16 protein-coding genes and 1 riboswitch are annotated in these 17,502 nt (G+C 44.3%); of the genes, 13 read left to right on the top strand and 3 right to left on the bottom strand.

Features of this window, described 5'->3' with window-relative positions; all coding sequences use genetic code 11:
• The first annotated feature begins 126 nt into the window (after positions 1-126).
• Positions 127-1,515 carry a quorum-sensing sigma-54 dependent transcriptional regulator LuxO gene (luxO, locus tag OCU90_RS12085; protein WP_004734031.1) on the top strand — a complete coding sequence of 463 codons (1,389 nt, stop codon included), beginning with the start codon at positions 127-129 and terminating at the stop codon, positions 1,513-1,515.
• 24 nt (positions 1,516-1,539) lie between these two features.
• On the top strand, positions 1,540-1,884 hold the full coding sequence (gene luxU / locus OCU90_RS12080; RefSeq protein ID WP_061021883.1) for a quorum-sensing phosphorelay protein LuxU: 345 nt from the start codon (positions 1,540-1,542) through the stop codon (positions 1,882-1,884).
• A gap of 122 nt (positions 1,885-2,006) precedes the next feature.
• On the opposite strand, the gene OCU90_RS12075 is transcribed toward luxU, so the two are convergent.
• The gene (locus OCU90_RS12075; protein ID WP_061021881.1) at positions 2,007-2,894 is read right to left on the bottom strand and encodes a YvcK family protein; all 888 of its coding nucleotides are present in this window, start codon (positions 2,892-2,894) and stop codon (positions 2,007-2,009) included.
• A gap of 194 nt (positions 2,895-3,088) precedes the next feature.
• Positions 3,089-3,241: riboswitch (molybdenum cofactor riboswitch) on the top strand.
• Here OCU90_RS12075 and moaA point away from each other — a divergent pair.
• The 11 genes from moaA to OCU90_RS12020 all read left to right on the top strand — a co-directional run bounded on the left by moaA (position 3,230) and on the right by OCU90_RS12020 (position 13,840).
• Positions 3,230-4,219, top strand: coding sequence for a GTP 3',8-cyclase MoaA (gene moaA, locus OCU90_RS12070; RefSeq protein ID WP_029406079.1), 990 nt, complete (start codon positions 3,230-3,232; stop codon positions 4,217-4,219). It overlaps the preceding riboswitch by 12 nt.
• Before the next feature lie 358 nt (positions 4,220-4,577).
• Positions 4,578-5,090, top strand: a complete 513-nt coding sequence (gene moaB / locus OCU90_RS12065; RefSeq protein ID WP_017084034.1) for a molybdenum cofactor biosynthesis protein B — start codon at positions 4,578-4,580, stop codon at positions 5,088-5,090.
• A gap of 12 nt (positions 5,091-5,102) precedes the next feature.
• Positions 5,103-5,582 carry a cyclic pyranopterin monophosphate synthase MoaC gene (gene moaC / locus OCU90_RS12060; protein ID WP_004734026.1) on the top strand — a complete coding sequence of 160 codons (480 nt, stop codon included), beginning with the start codon at positions 5,103-5,105 and terminating at the stop codon, positions 5,580-5,582.
• A complete protein-coding gene (gene moaD, locus OCU90_RS12055) occupies positions 5,579-5,824 on the top strand; it encodes a molybdopterin synthase sulfur carrier subunit (RefSeq protein WP_061021879.1) in 246 nt (81 codons plus the stop codon). Before moaC ends, moaD begins: the two co-directional genes overlap by 4 nt.
• Before the next feature lie 2 nt (positions 5,825-5,826).
• A complete protein-coding gene (gene moaE, locus OCU90_RS12050; RefSeq protein WP_004734024.1) occupies positions 5,827-6,300 on the top strand; it encodes a molybdopterin synthase catalytic subunit MoaE in 474 nt (157 codons plus the stop codon).
• A gap of 663 nt (positions 6,301-6,963) precedes the next feature.
• Positions 6,964-8,595 (top strand): ABC transporter substrate-binding protein, encoded by a 1,632-nt coding sequence (locus OCU90_RS12045; RefSeq protein ID WP_061021878.1) that lies wholly within the window; start codon positions 6,964-6,966, stop codon positions 8,593-8,595.
• A 116-nt stretch (positions 8,596-8,711) separates the two neighbouring features.
• Positions 8,712-9,632 carry an oligopeptide ABC transporter permease OppB gene (gene oppB / locus OCU90_RS12040; protein ID WP_004734022.1) on the top strand — a complete coding sequence of 307 codons (921 nt, stop codon included), beginning with the start codon at positions 8,712-8,714 and terminating at the stop codon, positions 9,630-9,632.
• Positions 9,633-9,647: 15 nt separating this feature from the next.
• Positions 9,648-10,550, top strand: coding sequence for an oligopeptide ABC transporter permease OppC (oppC, locus tag OCU90_RS12035; RefSeq protein WP_004734021.1), 903 nt, complete (start codon positions 9,648-9,650; stop codon positions 10,548-10,550).
• 42 nt (positions 10,551-10,592) lie between these two features.
• Positions 10,593-11,564 carry an ABC transporter ATP-binding protein gene (gene oppD, locus OCU90_RS12030; protein ID WP_017078105.1) on the top strand — a complete coding sequence of 324 codons (972 nt, stop codon included), beginning with the start codon at positions 10,593-10,595 and terminating at the stop codon, positions 11,562-11,564.
• Entirely contained in the window at positions 11,561-12,547 is a 987-nt protein-coding gene (gene oppF, locus OCU90_RS12025) for a murein tripeptide/oligopeptide ABC transporter ATP binding protein OppF (RefSeq protein ID WP_029405220.1), read from the top strand. The genes oppD and oppF overlap by 4 nt, the downstream gene beginning before the upstream one ends.
• A 354-nt stretch (positions 12,548-12,901) precedes the next feature.
• The gene (locus tag OCU90_RS12020; protein WP_061021876.1) at positions 12,902-13,840 is read left to right on the top strand and encodes a glutathione S-transferase family protein; all 939 of its coding nucleotides are present in this window, start codon (positions 12,902-12,904) and stop codon (positions 13,838-13,840) included.
• Between the two features lie 93 nt (positions 13,841-13,933).
• On the opposite strand, the gene pta is transcribed toward OCU90_RS12020, so the two are convergent.
• Both pta and OCU90_RS12010 read right to left on the bottom strand, forming a co-directional pair.
• On the bottom strand, positions 13,934-16,099 hold the full coding sequence (gene pta, locus OCU90_RS12015) for a phosphate acetyltransferase (protein WP_004734017.1): 2,166 nt from the start codon (positions 16,097-16,099) through the stop codon (positions 13,934-13,936).
• 147 nt (positions 16,100-16,246) lie between these two features.
• Complete coding sequence (locus tag OCU90_RS12010; RefSeq protein WP_004734016.1) at positions 16,247-17,443, bottom strand: acetate kinase; 1,197 nt, start codon at positions 17,441-17,443, stop codon at positions 16,247-16,249.
• Positions 17,444-17,502: the final 59 nt, after the last annotated feature.

The raw sequence follows: 17,502 nt of genomic DNA, 5'->3' as shown, positions 1-17,502 counted from the left end.
CAGATAGATAAAACATTGATTGTTTGAAGTAAGTAAAAAAACACACTACAAATATTGTGGCTAATTTGCATAATGCAAAGCGGAATGCGACTATAATAAGAAATGCAAATTATAAATGGCTAGGATATGCAATCAAAAACGCTAGATAACAAATCGAAGTATTTGTTGATGGTAGAGGATACCGCTTCGGTAGCAGCTTTATATCGCTCGTATCTTACACCGCTCGAAATTGATATCAACATTGTCGGCACTGGCCGCGATGCAATCGAGAGTTTGAATCATCGAATCCCAGACCTTATTTTATTAGATCTACGTCTGCCTGACATGACGGGTATGGACGTGCTATTTGCTGTAAAACAAAAATACCCTGAAGTTCCGGTTATCTTCATGACGGCTCACGGTTCTATCGATACCGCCGTAGAAGCCATGCGTCATGGTTCTCAAGATTTCCTTATCAAGCCGTGTGAAGCCGACCGACTCCGTATTACGGTGAACAACGCGATCCGCAAAGCCACCAAACTTAAAAACAGCTCGGAACACCCGGGAAACCAAAATTACCAAGGTTTTATTGGTAGCAGCCAAACCATGCAGCAGGTTTACCGAACTATCGACTCTGCAGCATCGAGTAAAGCCAGTATTTTCATCACGGGTGAAAGTGGTACGGGTAAAGAGGTATGTGCAGAAGCTATTCATGCGGCGAGCAAGCGTGGTGACAAGCCTTTCATCGCGATTAACTGTGCGGCTATCCCTAAAGATCTAATTGAAAGTGAGCTATTTGGCCACGTTAAAGGCGCCTTTACCGGTGCTGCAACTGATCGTCAAGGTGCCGCTGAACTGGCTGATGGCGGAACACTATTCCTTGATGAATTGTGCGAAATGGACTTAGAGCTGCAAACCAAGCTGCTGCGCTTTATCCAAACCGGTACTTTTCAAAAAGTTGGCTCTTCGAAGATGAAGAGTGTCGATGTTCGTTTCGTATGTGCAACCAACCGTGACCCTTGGAAAGAAGTACAAGAAGGTCGCTTTAGAGAAGATTTATACTATCGTTTATACGTGATTCCATTGCACCTGCCGCCATTGCGCGAGCGCGGTGAAGATGTAATCGAGATTGCGTACTCGTTACTAGGTTACATGTCGGTTGAGGAAGGTAAGGCGTTTGTGCGTTTTGCTCAGGAAGTGCTTGATCGCTTTAATCAATATGAGTGGCCGGGTAACGTTCGTCAGCTACAAAACGTATTACGGAACGTGGTGGTATTGAATAACGGCAAAGAGATTACTCTCAACATGCTTCCACCACCATTGAACCAACCGATTGAAAACAGCTTGCGCTTGAAAGAGAAGCAGAACGAAGACATCACGGTAAAAGATATTTTTCCATTGTGGATCACTGAGAAGACGGCTATCGAACAGGCCATAAAAGCGTGTGACGGCAACATTCCCCGCGCGGCCGGTTTCTTAGATGTCAGTCCATCGACGATATACCGTAAGTTGCAAACGTGGAATGCGAAGCAGTAATCACCAAACAATAAGAAAATCATAATGACGAAAGTATTAAATCAGCAAAAAGTTGATGAGCTCGCCGGTGAAATAGGGCAAGAGAATGTGCCAGTTTTGCTGGAAATCTTCTTAGGTGAGTTGAAAGGCTACTACGAACATCTAGAGATAAATAAAGCGTCGGATACATCTAAGTACTTGGCTGATATAAGCCATGCACTTAAGAGCAGCGCAGCAAGTTTTGGTGCGGATTCTTTGTGTAGTTTTGCGATTAGCTTAGACGCAAAAGTGAAACAAGCGTTACCCGTGACAGACGTTGATTTTCAAGATATGCAAGAACTTCTGTTATCAACGTACACGGAATATCAGCAGTTGATGACGGATCTCTAAAACGGTTGATAGTGGCATAAGCAGATATTAAAAAAGGAGCATTATGCTCCTTTTTTGTTTTTACCGGCTTCTGGTGTTTAGCTTAAGCCACTAAGCCACTAAGCCACTAAGCCACTAAGCCACTAAGCCAGTTGAGCTCGAATCGCTTGTTGAAGCTTTAAACGGTCGTGTCGCCAATCTCGATTAGGAGAGGCAAGTTCGGTGGTCACGCAGTTCCAAAGCCCTTCAAGTTCAGGGTGCGGCGCATTACCCAGCACAACATCAATTTTTCTCGCTTTGCAGGTACGTTCGCACCATTCCAACTGTTCTTGAAGCGTCATTTTTCCTGCAGGGCCATGCTCTGGCGAAAGGTTTTCAATGAAGATAACCTTAGCCTTGGTGTTCTCTGCGATGGCTTTCCCAATCTCAGGAAGGAGAAGAGGGGGCATCACACTGGTTAAAAAGCTTCCTGGTCCAAGGACAATGCAGTCTGCTTGCTCAACTGCAGCAACAGCTTCTTTGGTTGCCGGTACTTCTGGAGATAAGTCCATCATTCGCAGCTTTTCTGTCATGTCATCAACGTTAGTTTCGCCAGTTACCCAACGACCGTCCATTGATAGCGCCGTGAGATCAGAAGGGTGCTCGGTCATCGGGACGATATTGACATCGACCTTGAGCATATTTCGAATTAGGTTAATTGCTTCCAATGGGCGAACGGAAAGGTTGTCTAGCGCCGTTAGCATTAGGTTACCTAAGTTGTGACCATCGAGTTCACCCTGACCGCGAAAGCGATATTCAAACATCATCGAACTGATCGAAGGTTCTGTGATTAATTGGTTGATACAGTTACGAGTATCTCCCCAAGCAATACCACCTTGGCAGTCTCGAATTCTCCCGGTGGAACCACCATTATCTGTTGTTGCAACAATGCCAGTCGCATTGCTACCAAAGTCTTTTAATGCAGCTAGCATACGACCTAAGCCATGGCCCCCACCGATTGCTACGACTTTCTTTGAAGAGTAAATATTCATTTTTTGTTCTTGTTAGATTATTACCAACTATAATTTAGGTTAAATGCTTCTCGTCAGATACTCAACAAGAGTTATTTTGAGGGTTTGATACGTTTTTTTTGCCGATGTGACCCGTTTTTTGTCATCAGAGCTAGATTCACGTACAAATATTAAGTATTTTATTACTCAGCTACTGCACGTGTGAATATAACGTGCAGTTGCCATAACTCCGAGCTCTCGCATGCTAAGTCGCACAGTGGTATTTGCTGTACCGATACGCATCAAGAGCCAGTGACATGTTGTCACAAGGGCTTAATTGGAAATGATTATGCCTCCCGTGTTTGGAAAGGTGTTCCGTGGCGCAACAATTCGAAGATAGATTCCATCGCAAGTTTTATTACTTGCGCTTGTCGGTTACAGACGTCTGTAACTTTAAATGTACTTACTGCTTGCCAGATGGTTATAAACCGTCAGGGCAAAAAAACTCGTCTTTTTTAAGTGTTCCCGAGATCAAACGTATTGTTAAAGCGTTTGCAGATTGTGGCACCTCTAAGATCCGCATTACTGGCGGAGAGCCGAGCCTGCGTAAAGACTTTCCTGAAATCATACATACTGTTGCTTCTACTCCAGGCATCGAAAAAGTAGCCACCACGACGAATGGCTACCGCATGGAGAAACAAGTAGGGCAATGGCGTGATGCTGGTTTAACCCATATAAACGTGAGCGTGGATAGCTTAGATTCACGCATGTTCCATCAGATCACTGGTGAGAATAAGTTTACTGAGGTTATGCGAGGCATTGATAAAGCGTTTGAGGTTGGCTATGAACAAGTCAAAGTCAACGTTGTATTGATGAAAGACCTCAACAGTCAGGAATTACCAGCCTTCCTTAATTGGATCAAAGACAAACCTATTCAATTACGTTTTATCGAGCTGATGAAAACCGGCGAGATGGACGAGTTGTTCGATAAACATCATGTTTCTGGCGTTGCGATTCGCAATCAGCTTATTGCTAACGGTTGGCTGTTAAAAGTCAAAGCTGTTAACGATGGCCCAGCACAAGTGTTTGTCCACCCAGATTACAAGGGTGAAATTGGTTTGATCATGCCTTACGAGAAAGACTTCTGTGAGAGTTGTAACCGACTGCGTGTTTCTGCGACCGGTAAACTTCACCTATGTCTGTTTGGCGACCACGGTGTTGAACTGAGAGATCTGATTCAAGAAGATCAGCAAGAGCAAGAGCTTATTGATCGAATTCAGGCTCAGCTTCAAACCAAGTCCGTTAGCCACTTCTTGCATGATGGCAACAGCGGCATGACTCCAAACTTGGCGTCAATCGGCGGTTAACCCGCTATACATACTCTAAAGCATTTTATCGCTCAGCTTCTTTAAGTTGGGCGAATCAGTCTAGGGCGTGTTGCTCTTTCGAGCTGATTTTTGCAGCGAGTTGCTGGGTATTTATACAAGGCAGAGGCTTTGATGTGTAGCTAGCCTACATGAGAAGCCGATAACGTAGTAGAAATGACCAGCAAACGCTGCCCGAAGGGTTCGGCTAAAAGCGTTTTACTCTTTGTTGAGGGAGATTTGCTTAGAATGACTAGGCTACTTCCCCCTCGCCGCGATTAAAACGCTTTTATCTCGAACAAAATTTAATCACGAAAGGTCAACACGCCCTCATAATTGAAAAATTTATATAGGTGAACAAATGGGTCACGCAGAAAGCAAATTTCAAGCAGCAAACATCGCAGTACTAACCGTTTCAGATACTCGTACAGAAGAAAATGACACGTCAGGTGGTTACCTAGCTGAGCATGCTAAAGAAGCAGGCCACAACGTGGTTGATAAGCAAATCGTTATCGATGACATGTACAAGATCCGTGCGATCGTATCTCAGTGGATTGCTGACGAAAGCGTTCAAGCGATTATGATCACTGGCGGTACGGGCTTCACATCTCGTGACAGCACGCCTGAAGCACTTAAGCCACTATTCGACAAAGAAGTAGAAGGCTTTGGTGAGCTATTCCGTCAAGTGTCTTACGAAGAGATTGGTACATCGACGATTCAATCTCGTGCGATTGCGGGTTTTGCTAACCACACGGTTATCTTTGCGATGCCTGGTTCTACAGGTGCATGCCGCACAGGTTGGACTAAGATCATCAAGCAACAGATGGATGCGAGTCACCGTCCTTGTAATTTCATGCCACATCTTTCTGTATAAGGTGGATTGAGCATGAGCCAATTTACACACATTAACGCGTCTGGCGAAGCGAACATGGTCGATGTATCGGCAAAAGCAGAGACAGTTCGTGAGGCGAGAGCAGAAGCTTTCGTTCAAATGTCAGCAGAAACGCTAGAGCTGATTGTTTCTGGCAGCCACCATAAAGGTGATGTTTTCGCAACGGCACGTATTGCTGGTATCCAAGCAGCGAAGAAGACGTGGGACTTGATTCCACTGTGTCACCCTTTGCTACTGACTAAAGTAGAAGTACAACTTGAAGCCATTGAGTCTGAAAACAAGGTTCGTATCGAATCGGTATGTAAGCTTGCAGGTAAGACAGGCGTAGAAATGGAAGCGCTAACGGCTGCTTCTGTTGCTGCACTGACGATTTACGATATGTGTAAAGCTGTTCAGAAAGACATTGTTATCGAGAACGTACGCCTGTTAGAGAAGACGGGTGGTAAGTCAGGTCACTTTAAGGTGGAATCATGATTACGGTACTTTTCTTTGCACAAACTCGTGAACTTGTTGGTGTTGATAGCCTAGAGATCGATGCGCAATACAATACTATTGAAGCGATTCGCAGCCACCTTGTAACAAATGAAGGCAAATGGGATATCGCATTGGAAGAGGGCAAGCTGCTGGCAGCACTCAACCAATCAATTGTACCTTTGACGACTGAAGTGAAAGACGGCGACGAAGTGGCTTTCTTCCCACCAGTTACTGGAGGTTAACCATGAATGACTCTCGAGTTATTGATCCAAGAGTATTGGTTACTGCTGAAGACTTTTCTGTGGGTGGCGAATACGATTATCTAGCTCAAGGTACGGCTGCGGGAGCGGTTGTGACGTTTGTTGGTAAAGTTCGCGACATGAACCTTGGCGACAACGTGATTGGTTTGTCTCTAGAGCATTATCCGGGTATGACAGAGAAGTCGCTGAGTGAGATCTGTGATCAAGCTGAAGCCCGCTGGCCTATCCAAAAGATGCGAGTGATTCACCGCGTTGGTGACCTAGATATCGGTGACCAGATTGTTTACGTTGGTGTATCCAGTGCACATCGTGGCGCTGCCTTCGAAGCGTGTGAGTTTGTTATGGATTTTCTGAAAACCAAAGCGCCGTTTTGGAAAAAAGAACGTACTACTGAGGCGACTCGTTGGGTTGACTCTCGAGACTCCGACGCGAAAGCAGCGGAGCGTTGGAAGAAGTAATCCACTCCCTAGCGTGCTTCGCTCTTAACGTGAAAGTGTATTTCAGGTTGGGACGTAGATAGTAAGAAAGCCGACTATTGAGGTCGGCTTTTTTGTGCGTGCAACAAAGTTATTTATAAATAAGCGCTGTATTAATAAATGGTTAGTCACTCAGGTTGCATATAAATTCGATGCGTGATTTTGTCTGTCTTGGTGCATTTCCAAATCTGTTTTGGTGCAGTGCTTTATGCTGTTTTGTATAAAGTGATAATCCTCACAAATAGTGGAGTCTATTTAGGGGATATGTGATGTGCAATTAGATTTCATGTGGCATTAATGTTAATTTGCCGACAGTGTTCTAGCATAAGATGCTAAATAAAAGTATCAATTCAGATACATCAACACTAAAGGCTGTTTTTTAATAAATCCCTATGTGTAATTCACTATCCATTAGGTTTTTATTAGAGATTTACACTATGACCTTGAGTAATTCGGAGAATTATCCGATTTTTTGCGACTTGTTTATGGCAAATTACTTCAATGGTTGATAGTGTGTGCCTCAATCTTTGTAAGGTTTTAGATTTTTATGCTTAAATTTTGAGCTAAATAAATCTAAATCACTGCCGTTCAGTGAACTTAGCAAAGAAGTCATGGATGCAATACGTAAAACTTGGAGTTTATTAAATGTACAAGAATAAAATCACTCAGGCCCTTCTTCTAGGTGCTGGTTTGGCAGTGGCTGCCACTTCTACTCTTTCTATCGCTGCTGAAGTTCCAGCAGGCACAGAACTAGCAAAAGTTCAGGAACTTGTTCGCGGTAACGGTACTGAAGTTGCGACTATCGACCCACACAAATCTCAAGGTGTACCAGAATCTCACGTAATTCGTGATCTTCTAGAAGGTCTAGTGAACCAAGATGGCGAAGGTAATACAATCCCAGGTGTAGCCGAAAGCTGGGAAACGACGGACAACAAAACATTCACTTTCCACCTACGTAAAGATGCAAAATGGTCTAACGGCGATCCTGTAACAGCTGAAGATTTCGTTTACAGCTGGCAACGTGCAGTCGATCCTGCCACTGCTTCTCCATATGCTTGGTACATGGAATATACCAAGATGGTGAATGCGAAAGACATCGTAGCGGGTAAGAAAGACAAGAGTGAGCTAGGCGTTAAAGCTGTAGATGCGAACACACTTGTTATTGAATTAGAAACAGCGGTTCCATACTTCGTAATGATGATGGGCCACACAACAGTTAAGCCTGTACATAAAGCAACTGTTGAAAAGTACGGTGACCAATGGACTAAGCCAGATCACTTTGTTGGTAATGGTGCATTTGCTGTTGATAAATGGGTTGTTAACGAACGCCTAGTACTTAAGCGTAACGACCAATACTGGAACAATGATAAGACTGTTCTAAACAAAGTAACGTTCCTACCAATCGAAAACCAAGTAGCGGAAATGAACCGTTTCCTATCTGGTGAAATCGACTTCACAAACGAACTTCCAGTAGAGCATTTCAAACGTCTTAAGAAAGAACACGCGGAAGATGTATCTGTAGCGGGTAACCTATGTACTTACTACTACATCTTTAACACTAAGAAAGCACCATTTGATGATGTTCGTGTACGTAAGGCTATCTCTTACGCAATTGACCGTAATATCGTAAGTGACGCAATCCTAGCACAAGGTCAAAAACCAGCTTACTTCCTAACACCTGAAATCACTGCTGGCTTTAACCCTGAACTTCCTGCTTACGGCAAGATGTCTCAAAAAGAACGTAATGAAGAAGCTGCTCGTCTTCTTGAAGAAGCGGGTTACGGTAAAGACAATCCACTTAACTTCAACCTACTTTACAACACGTCTGAAAACCATAAGAAGATTGCTGTAGCGCTAGGTTCTATGTGGAAGAAAACTCTAGGCCTTAAAGTAACGCTTGAAAACCAAGAGTGGAAAACTTACCTATCTTCTAAAGATTCAGGTGATTTCGAAGTAGCACGTGCTGGTTGGTGTGGTGACTACAACGAAGCGTCGTCATTCCTAACGCTAATGAAGAGTAACAACACTACCGGTGGTGTTCACTACGATAGTGCTGAGTACGACCAAATCATTGATAAAGCACTTAACTCTACATCAGCAGAAGAGCGTGAAGCACTTTACCTAGAAGCTGAGGCGTTAATGTCTAAAGACATGCCTATCGCACCTATCTACCAATACGTGAAATCACGTCTACTAAATCCGCACGTTGGTGGCTTCCCTACTAACAACGCGGAAGATAAGATCTTCTCGAAAGACTTATACATCAAAGCTCAATAATAAGAGCTTAGATTCTAAAAAGTTAATATAACTATAACGATACAGATACTACATGCGCAGGGCGCGCATGTAGCGTCTTTCTAATTTTAATTGTCACAGACTGAAAGAGTGAGTTTATGCTTAAATTCATTATGAAAAGGATATTTGAAGCGATTCCAACCATGTTGGTGTTGATCACTATATCTTTCTTTCTCATGCGTTTCGCACCGGGTAACCCGTTTTCAAGCGAACGTCCATTACCGCCAGAAGTTATGGCTAACATCGAAGCTAAATACGGCTTAGATAAACCTGTATTTGAACAGTACACCACGTACTTGACCAACATCCTTCAGGGTGACTTTGGTCCATCTTTTAAATACCAAGATTACACAGTAAATGAGCTGATTGCTGTTGCGCTTCCTGTATCTGCGAAGGTAGGTTTTGTTGCCTTTATCTTCACATTATTGATGGGGGTAACGGTCGGAACCATTGCCGCCTTGAAGCACAACACCTGGATCGACTACACCATAATGTCGACCGCCATGCTCGGGGTGGTGATGCCATCCTTCGTGTTGGCTCCAGCGCTTATCTACCTATTCTCTCTACACTGGCATATATTTCCAGCAGGTGGTTGGCACGGTGGTACGTACATGTACATCGTCCTACCCGTTATCGCGATGTCTCTGTTATACGTAGCAACCTTTGCTCGTATCACTCGCGGTAGCATGATTGAAACCCTAAACAGTAACTTTATCCGTACAGCTCGAGCTAAAGGTCTAAGTTACCGTTATATCGTTCTTAAACATGCACTTAAGCCAGCAATGCTACCTGTTGTTTCATACATGGGGCCTGCGTTTGTAGGTATCATTACAGGTTCAGTTGTTGTTGAAACCATCTTCGGCCTACCGGGTATTGGTAAGCTGTTTGTTAATGCCGCGTTTAACCGTGATTATTCGTTAGTAATGGGTGTAACCATTTTGATTGGTTTCCTATTCATCTTGTTCAACGCAATCGTTGATATTTTACTAGCGCTTATTGACCCGAAAATTCGCTACTAGCAGGGACGCATGGTTATGTTGAAGAAAAAAGAAAACTTAGAAGCGATCGAAAAATTCTCTGAGAGTTTGGAAATTGAAGGTCGTAGCTTGTGGCAGGATGCGCGTATTCGTTTTATGCGCAACAAAGCCGCAATGATCAGTCTGTTCATTCTAATTGTTATGGTGCTATCGGTAATCTTCTTACCTATGTTGGCACAGCATGCTTACGATGATACTGACTGGTACGCAATGCACGTAGGCCCAAATGCTGATCACTGGTTTGGTACCGACAGTTTAGGCCGTGACCTATACGTTCGTACGATGATTGGTGGCCGTATTTCTCTTATGGTTGGTGTGATGGGCGCATTCGTAGCGGTACTGATAGGTACGCTTTACGGTGCGGCTTCAGGCTTCATTGGCGGTCGCACTGACCGAGTGATGATGCGTATCCTAGAGATCCTATACGCAGTGCCATTCATGTTCCTAGTTATCGTACTGGTGACATTCTTTGGTCGTAATATCGTACTTATCTTCGTTGCTATCGGTGCGATTGCTTGGCTCGATATGGCGCGTATTGTACGTGGCCAAACATTGAGTTTACGTAGTAAAGAGTTCATTGAGGCTGCTCACGTATGTGGTGTCAGTAAATGGAAAATCATTACACGTCATATCGTACCGAACGTATTGGGTATTGTTGCGGTTTACTCAACGCTACTTATTCCAAGCATGATCCTTACTGAATCATTCTTATCTTTCCTTGGTCTTGGTGTTCAAGAGCCTATGACAAGTTGGGGCGCGCTGTTACAAGAAGGCTCGCAAACAATGGAAGTTGCTATTTGGCAACTGGCATTCCCAGCGGCATTCATGGTAGTTACGCTGTTCTGCTTTAACTACGTAGGTGATGGTCTGCGCGACGCGCTTGATCCAAAAGACAGATAAAGAAATAGCAATTAAAAGCTATAAAAGATTAAGGAAGCAATAATGAGCTTATTAGATGTCAAAGATCTGCGCGTCGAATTTACCACGCAAGATGGTATCGTAACCGCAGTAAACGACCTGAACTTCTCACTCAATCAAGGCGAAACGCTGGGTATTGTTGGTGAGTCGGGTTCGGGTAAATCTCAAACGGTATTTGCACTGATGGGACTGCTGGCTAAGAACGGCATCATCTCAGGCAGTGCAAAGTTTGAAGGTAATGAGATTCTCAATCTACCTGAGAAAGCACTGAACAAAGTTCGCGCTGAACAGATCGCGATGATCTTCCAAGATCCAATGACGTCACTGAATCCTTACATGAAAGTATGTGATCAGTTGATGGAAGTTCTTATGCTGCATAAAGGCATGGGCAAAGCGGAAGCGTTCGAAGAATCAGTACGCATGCTGGAAGCGGTGAAAATCCCTGAGGCACGTAAACGTATTACCATGTATCCACACGAATTTTCTGGCGGTATGCGTCAACGTGTGATGATTGCAATGGCTTTGCTATGTCGTCCAAAACTACTGATTGCTGATGAACCAACAACGGCGTTGGATGTAACCATTCAAGCGCAAATTATGGAATTGCTGAACGAGCTTAAAGATGAGTTCAATACAGCAATCATCATGATCACCCATGATTTGGGTGTAGTTGCCGGTTCTTGTGACAAAGTACTAGTGATGTACGCTGGCCGTACCATGGAATACGGCACAGTAGATGAAATCTTTTACGAGCCTAGCCACCCTTATGCGGAAGGTCTGCTTAAAGCAATTCCTCGTTTGGATACCGAAGGTGAAATTCTGCCGACGATTCCAGGTAACCCACCTAACTTACTTCGCCTGCCAACAGGTTGTCCTTACCAAGATCGTTGTCATCGAGTAATGGACCGTTGTAAGCAAGAAGCACCAATTTTGCAACCATTTGCGAAAGATCGTCAGCGTGCTTGTTTTTCTGACTGGGAGACTTGGACAAAATGAGTAAAGAATTACTATTAGATATTAAAAACCTTAAGGTTCACTTTAGCATTGCGGCTAAGTCTGCTTGGCCTTGGGCGAAACCATCAAACCTTAAAGCGGTTGATGGTGTGGATGTTCATCTTTACGAAGGCGAAACGCTAGGTGTGGTAGGTGAGTCTGGTTGTGGTAAGTCGACTTTTGCACGCGCAATTATTGGCTTAGTTGAGGCAACTGAAGGCGAAGTTATGTGGTTAGGTCAAGACCTGACTAAGATGCAGGAAGTGAAACGTCGAGAGACTCGTAAAGAGATTCAGATGATCTTCCAAGACCCACTAGCATCGCTTAACCCACGTATGTCAGTAGGGGACATCATTGCTGAGCCTCTAGAGACTTTCTATCCAGAGCTTTCTAAACAGGAAGTGAAAGATCGCGTTAAAGAGATGATGGCAAAGGTTGGTCTACTACCCAACGTAATCAACCGTTACCCACATGAATTCTCTGGTGGTCAGTGTCAACGTATCGGTATCGCGCGTGCACTTATCTTGAAGCCTAAGATGATCATCTGTGATGAGCCGGTTTCTGCTCTGGATGTCTCTATCCAAGCTCAAGTAGTTAACCTTCTTATGGAACTACAGAAAGAGTTGGGTTTGTCTTTGGTATTCATCGCGCACGATTTGTCGGTTGTTAAACACATTTCTGACCGTGTATTGGTGATGTACTTAGGTAATGCTGTTGAGCTAGGTGAATCAGATGCCTTGTTCTCAGATCCTAAGCACCCATATACCAAAGCATTGATGTCTGCAGTTCCAATTCCAGACCCTCGCTTAGAGCGCAGCAAAACGATTCAGATGTTGGAAGGTGATTTACCATCGCCAATCAACCCACCATCGGGTTGTGTGTTCCGTACTCGTTGCCCTGAAGCAACTGAGGCCTGCGCGCAAACCAAGCCAACCATTCAAGGCGATGACGTACACGCAGTATCTTGCTTGCACGTACAAGTCTAGAACTCGTTTGATACGGTTCAGCCTGTGACAGGCTTAAGCGCAACTTTTTATAGGTTGCGCTTTTTTTATGCTTACGTATTCGAGGATCTTCACCTTCATCAAATTATTTGAACAACTAAGCCAACTTCTTCTAGTTTTGAAAAAGTTGGCTTTTTTTATACTAATACCAATCGTAGTAAATAACTGCTCATCCTAGCTTGTTAAAACGCTCGATAACGGCGTTAGAATTTTTGATTGTAGAATAACTACTAACAGAAAAATTCTTCCTTGTTCTCAAGCCTTTTCTCTGCGCTATTTCTGAACATTTACTTACTGTGATTGGTATAAAAAATTTTGGATGACAGAGGTTTGGATATGGGTAAGTTAGTTGAAGGTGTTTGGCATGACGTTTGGTATGACACCAAAGAAAGCGGTGGCAAGTTTGTTCGCGAAGATGCAGGCTTTCGTCACTGGATAGAGAACAAAGCCGGTGCACAATTTCAGCCAGAAAGCGGTCGTTATCACTTATACGTGTCATTGGCTTGCCCTTGGGCGCACCGAACTTTAATCTTCCGTGAACTTAAAGAGCTAACCGATCATATTGACGTGACGGTCGTCTGCCCAGACATGATGAGTGAAGGGTGGCAAATGGGGCTACCTGAACCTCTATTCGGCCATACTCGTATGTACCAAATTTACACTCAAGCCAAGCCTGATTACTCAGGACGAGTAACGGTTCCAGTGCTATGGGATAAGAAAACCAACACCATAGTGAGCAACGAGTCGTCTGAAATTATCCGCATGTTCAACTCAGAATTTAATGAGTTAACAGGTAACACGGATGATTACTATCCGTGGGAGTTGGCAAAGAAGGTTGATGAGTGGAATGATTATATTTATCCGAACATCAACAACGGCGTTTATCGTACTGGCTTTGCAACCACACAAGAAGCTTATGAAGAAGCGTATGACGCGTTATTTGAGGCGTTAGACAAAGTCGACGCTCACCTTAGTGACCACCGTTATTTAGCGGGTAACGAGATTACAGAGGCAGATTGGCGCTTGTTTACCACTCTGGTTCGATTCGATGCGGTGTATGTTGGTCACTTTAAGTGTAACAAGCAGCGAATTTCAGACTACGTCCATATTCAGGGCTACTTAAAAGAGTTGTACCAAGTAGAGGGTATTAAAGAGACTACTGATTTCTACCATATTAAGCGTCACTACTACTACAGCCACACTGGCATTAATCCGACTCAAGTTGTGCCCAAAGGACCAGCATTAGATTTAGAGTCAGCCCATGGGCGAGGCTAGATTAATCTTAAAAGTATCAAATAACCTTAAGCGTTAGACATAAAAAAACCCTAGATAAGAATCTAGGGTTTTTTGCTTTCTACAAAAGAAAAATTAGTTAATCACTTTTTCTTCAGCTTGAGCTGCTTGGTCTGCTTGGATAGCCGTTAGAGCTACTGTGTAAACGATATCGTCTACTAGAGCGCCACGAGACAAGTCATTTACTGGCTTGCGCATACCTTGAAGCATTGGACCGATAGATACTAGGTCTGCTGAACGCTGTACAGCTTTGTAAGTCGTGTTACCCGTGTTTAGGTCTGGGAATACGAATACTGTCGCTTTACCTGCAACTGGAGAGTTAGGCGCTTTAGAAGCGGCTACGTTTTCCATGATTGCTGCGTCGTACTGAAGAGGACCGTCGATCACTAGATCAGGACGTTTCGCTTGAGCAAGTTTGGTTGCTTCACGTACTTTATCTACGTCTGCACCTTTACCAGATTCACCAGTAGAGTAAGAGATCATAGCAACGCGTGGGTCGATACCGAATGCCGCAGCAGAATCTGCAGATTGGATAGCGATTTCAGCAAGCTGTTCAGCTGTTGGATCTGGGTTGATCGCACAGTCACCGTATACAAGCACTTGATCAGGCAGAAGCATGAAGAAGATTGAAGATACGATAGAAGCATCAGGAGCCGTCTTGATGATCTGGAACGGAGGAACGATTGTGTTCGCCGTTGTGTGAACAGCACCAGAAACTAGGCCGTCAACTTCACCAGCTTCAAGCATCATAGTACCTAGGAATACTGAATCGTCTAGCTTCTCACGAGCGACAACTTCAGTCATACCTTTAGCGCCACGAAGTTCTACTAGACGAGCTACGTAGTTTTCGCGAACTGATGCAGAATCGATGATCTCAACGCCAGCGCCTAGTTCAACACCTTGTTGTGCAGCAACGCGACGAATTTCGTCTGGGTTACCAAGAAGCACACAAGTTGCGATACCGCGTTCAGCACAGATAGAAGCTGCTTTAACAGTACGTGGCTCATCACCTTCAGGAAGAACGATACGCTTAGCCGCTTTACGAGCAAATTCAGTTAACTGGTAACGGAATGCTGGTGGGCTTAGGCGACGAATGCCTTGAGTACCTTCAGATAGAGAATCAATCCAAGGGCCATCAATGTGGCTTGCAACGTGATCGTTAACGAACTCGATACGCTCTTTATCGTCTGCAGGAACTTCTAGGTTGAAGCTCTGTAGGTTTAGAGACGTCTGCCAAGTGTTACCTTGAGCCTTGAAGATCGGTAGACCTGACGCGAATGCTGGTGCACAAAGGTTAGCAATGCTTTCTGGAATGTCGTAACCGCCAGTCAGTAGGATTGCGCCAATCTCAACACCGTTTTTTGCAGCAAGAGCCGCAGCAACGATAACGTCAGGACGGTCTGCAGAAGTTACTAGCAGTGAACCTGGTTTGAAGTGCTCAATCATGTGCGGTAGAGAACGTGCACAGAAAGTGATGCTCTTAATACGACGAGTTGAGATTTCACCTTCGTTAACGATTTCAGCGTTAAGGTGCTTAGCCATATCAACCGCACGAGTAGCGATTAGGTCGATGCTCCATGGCACACAGCCAAGAACACGGATAGGGCTAGAGTTGAAGATTTGCATTACTTCAAGGTTCGCTTGTTGAGCGCTATCTGCATCATCGAAGATTTCAGAAAGGTCAGGGCGAGTACGGCCAGCTTCATCAACAGGTGCATTCAGTTTGTTAATAATAACGCCTGAGATGTTCTTGTTTTTAGTGCCGCCGAAGTTAGAACATGCTACTTCGATGTGCTCTTTAAGCTGAATAGGGTTGTATGTACCCGGAGTCGCAACGAATACGATCTCTGCGCCTAGTGTTTTAGCGATTTCCGCGTTCACTTGGTTAGCAAATGGGTGCTTACGAGTAGGTACTAGACCTTCGATAAGCGTTACTTCTGCGTCTTTGTTGATCTTGTTGTATTGCTCAACAACAGACTCTAGAAGCTCGTCCATTTTTTCGCTACCGATCAAAGCTTCAGCTTTAGTCATTGCGATTGGCTCACCAATCTTAATGTCGCTGTTTGCGCTGATGATAGTAGACGTTAAATCTGGTTGGTTACCACCGCTGCGAGGTTGAGCGATTGGCTTGTAGAAAGAAACACTTACGCCCTTACGCTCCATAGCGCGAAGAACACCCATGCTAACACTAGTAAGACCAACACCAGCGCTTGTAGGGATAAGCATAATAGTACGGGACATTGACGAACACCTTTGACTATTGGAAATAAAAAAAGCTCAACTTCTGTTCCTACCGACATTTAAATTGGGGTAGGAATAGAAGTTGAGCCCCATTTTCGTAGTATGAAAAACTGACTAGCTTCGAGTGAAGCTAGTCAGAAAAATCAATTAAAGACCTGCTAGTTTCGCAGTGTCTTCAGCAATTACTAGCTCTTCATTAGTAGAGATAACCATTGCAGGGATACGGCTGTTAGCTGTAGTGATAGTACCTTCGCCGCCGAAACGTGCTTTAAGGTTAGCTTCGCTGTCAACTTCGATGCCGAAGATGCCTAGGCGGTTAAGAACCATTTCACGGATTGGGCCAGAGTTCTCGCCGATGCCGCCAGTGAAAGTGATTGCGTCTAGACGACCTTCTAGAGTTGCAGTGTAACCGGCAACGTACTTAGCTAGACGGTGACAGAACACGTCCATTGCACGAGTTGCTTCTTCTTTCTCACCGTAGTTGTCTTCAACGAAACGACAGTCAGAAGTCACTTCAGTTAGACCAGCAAGACCAGATTCTTTAGTTAGCATGTTGTTGATTTCTTCAACAGAGTAACCAAGAGCGTCGTGTAGGTGGAAGATGATCGCAGGATCTAGGTCACCACAACGAGTACCCATTACTAGACCTTCAAGAGGAGTAAGACCCATAGAAGTATCTACAGATTGACCGTTCTTGATAGCACATACAGATGCGCCGTTACCTAGGTGACAGTTGATGATGTTAACTTCTTCAACTGGCTTGTTTAGTAGACCAGCAACTTCACGAGTAATGAACAGGTGAGAAGTACCGTGCATGCCGTAACGACGGATGCCGTGCTCTTTGTACAGGTTGTACGGTAGAGCGTATAGGTAAGACTCAGAAGGCATTGTTTGGTGGAACGCAGTGTCAAATACAGCAACGTTTTGTAGACCTGGGAAGTTCTGTTGAGCCGCTTCGATACCGATAAGGTGAGCTGGGTTATGAAGAGGTGCGAAAGTCGCAGCGTCTTGAATACCCTTAAGAACTTCATCAGTGATAAGTGCAGAAGAAGTGAACTGCTCGCCACCGTGTACGATACGGTGACCGATAGCGCCAAGGTTAGCTTTAAGCTCAGGCTTAGAAGCAAGAATAGTTTCTACCATGAAAGATAGTGCTTCTACGTGAGCTGCGCCCGCGCCTAGTTGTGCTTCATGCTTGCCGTCAAGTTTCCACTTCATACGAGCTTCTGGAAGACCAAGACACTCAGCAAGACCAGTTAGGTGCTCAGCACCTGTTTCTGCATCAACAACAGCAAATTTAAGAGAAGAACTACCACAGTTTAAAACTAAAACTAGCTTAGACATTAATGACTACCTGTTTATTTTTCTGATCGAAATCAGTTAAGGATGAAAATTAATCTCAA

It is taken from the genome of Vibrio splendidus (assembly GCF_024347615.1).
Taxonomy (GTDB): domain Bacteria; phylum Pseudomonadota; class Gammaproteobacteria; order Enterobacterales; family Vibrionaceae; genus Vibrio; species Vibrio splendidus.
This window is presented reverse-complemented; position numbering and strand designations above follow the sequence as displayed.

What these genes read in the sequence shown, in the direction of transcription:
- luxU (WP_061021883.1), top strand. Translation starts at nt 1,540, where the DNA reads ATGACGAAAGTATTAAATCAGCAAAAAGTTGATGAGCTCGCCGGTGAA.
- oppD (WP_017078105.1), top strand. Translation starts at nt 10,593, where the DNA reads ATGAGCTTATTAGATGTCAAAGATCTGCGCGTCGAATTTACCACGCAA.
- oppB (WP_004734022.1), top strand. Translation starts at nt 8,712, where the DNA reads ATGCTTAAATTCATTATGAAAAGGATATTTGAAGCGATTCCAACCATG.
- OCU90_RS12045 (WP_061021878.1), top strand. Translation starts at nt 6,964, where the DNA reads ATGTACAAGAATAAAATCACTCAGGCCCTTCTTCTAGGTGCTGGTTTG.
- moaC (WP_004734026.1), top strand. Translation starts at nt 5,103, where the DNA reads ATGAGCCAATTTACACACATTAACGCGTCTGGCGAAGCGAACATGGTC.
- OCU90_RS12020 (WP_061021876.1), top strand. Translation starts at nt 12,902, where the DNA reads ATGGGTAAGTTAGTTGAAGGTGTTTGGCATGACGTTTGGTATGACACC.
- moaD (WP_061021879.1), top strand. Translation starts at nt 5,579, where the DNA reads ATGATTACGGTACTTTTCTTTGCACAAACTCGTGAACTTGTTGGTGTT.
- OCU90_RS12010 (WP_004734016.1), bottom strand. Translation starts at nt 17,443, where the DNA reads ATGTCTAAGCTAGTTTTAGTTTTAAACTGTGGTAGTTCTTCTCTTAAA.
- moaE (WP_004734024.1), top strand. Translation starts at nt 5,827, where the DNA reads ATGAATGACTCTCGAGTTATTGATCCAAGAGTATTGGTTACTGCTGAA.
- moaB (WP_017084034.1), top strand. Translation starts at nt 4,578, where the DNA reads ATGGGTCACGCAGAAAGCAAATTTCAAGCAGCAAACATCGCAGTACTA.
- luxO (WP_004734031.1), top strand. Translation starts at nt 127, where the DNA reads ATGCAATCAAAAACGCTAGATAACAAATCGAAGTATTTGTTGATGGTA.
- pta (WP_004734017.1), bottom strand. Translation starts at nt 16,099, where the DNA reads ATGTCCCGTACTATTATGCTTATCCCTACAAGCGCTGGTGTTGGTCTT.
- oppC (WP_004734021.1), top strand. Translation starts at nt 9,648, where the DNA reads ATGTTGAAGAAAAAAGAAAACTTAGAAGCGATCGAAAAATTCTCTGAG.
- OCU90_RS12075 (WP_061021881.1), bottom strand. Translation starts at nt 2,894, where the DNA reads ATGAATATTTACTCTTCAAAGAAAGTCGTAGCAATCGGTGGGGGCCAT.
- oppF (WP_029405220.1), top strand. Translation starts at nt 11,561, where the DNA reads ATGAGTAAAGAATTACTATTAGATATTAAAAACCTTAAGGTTCACTTT.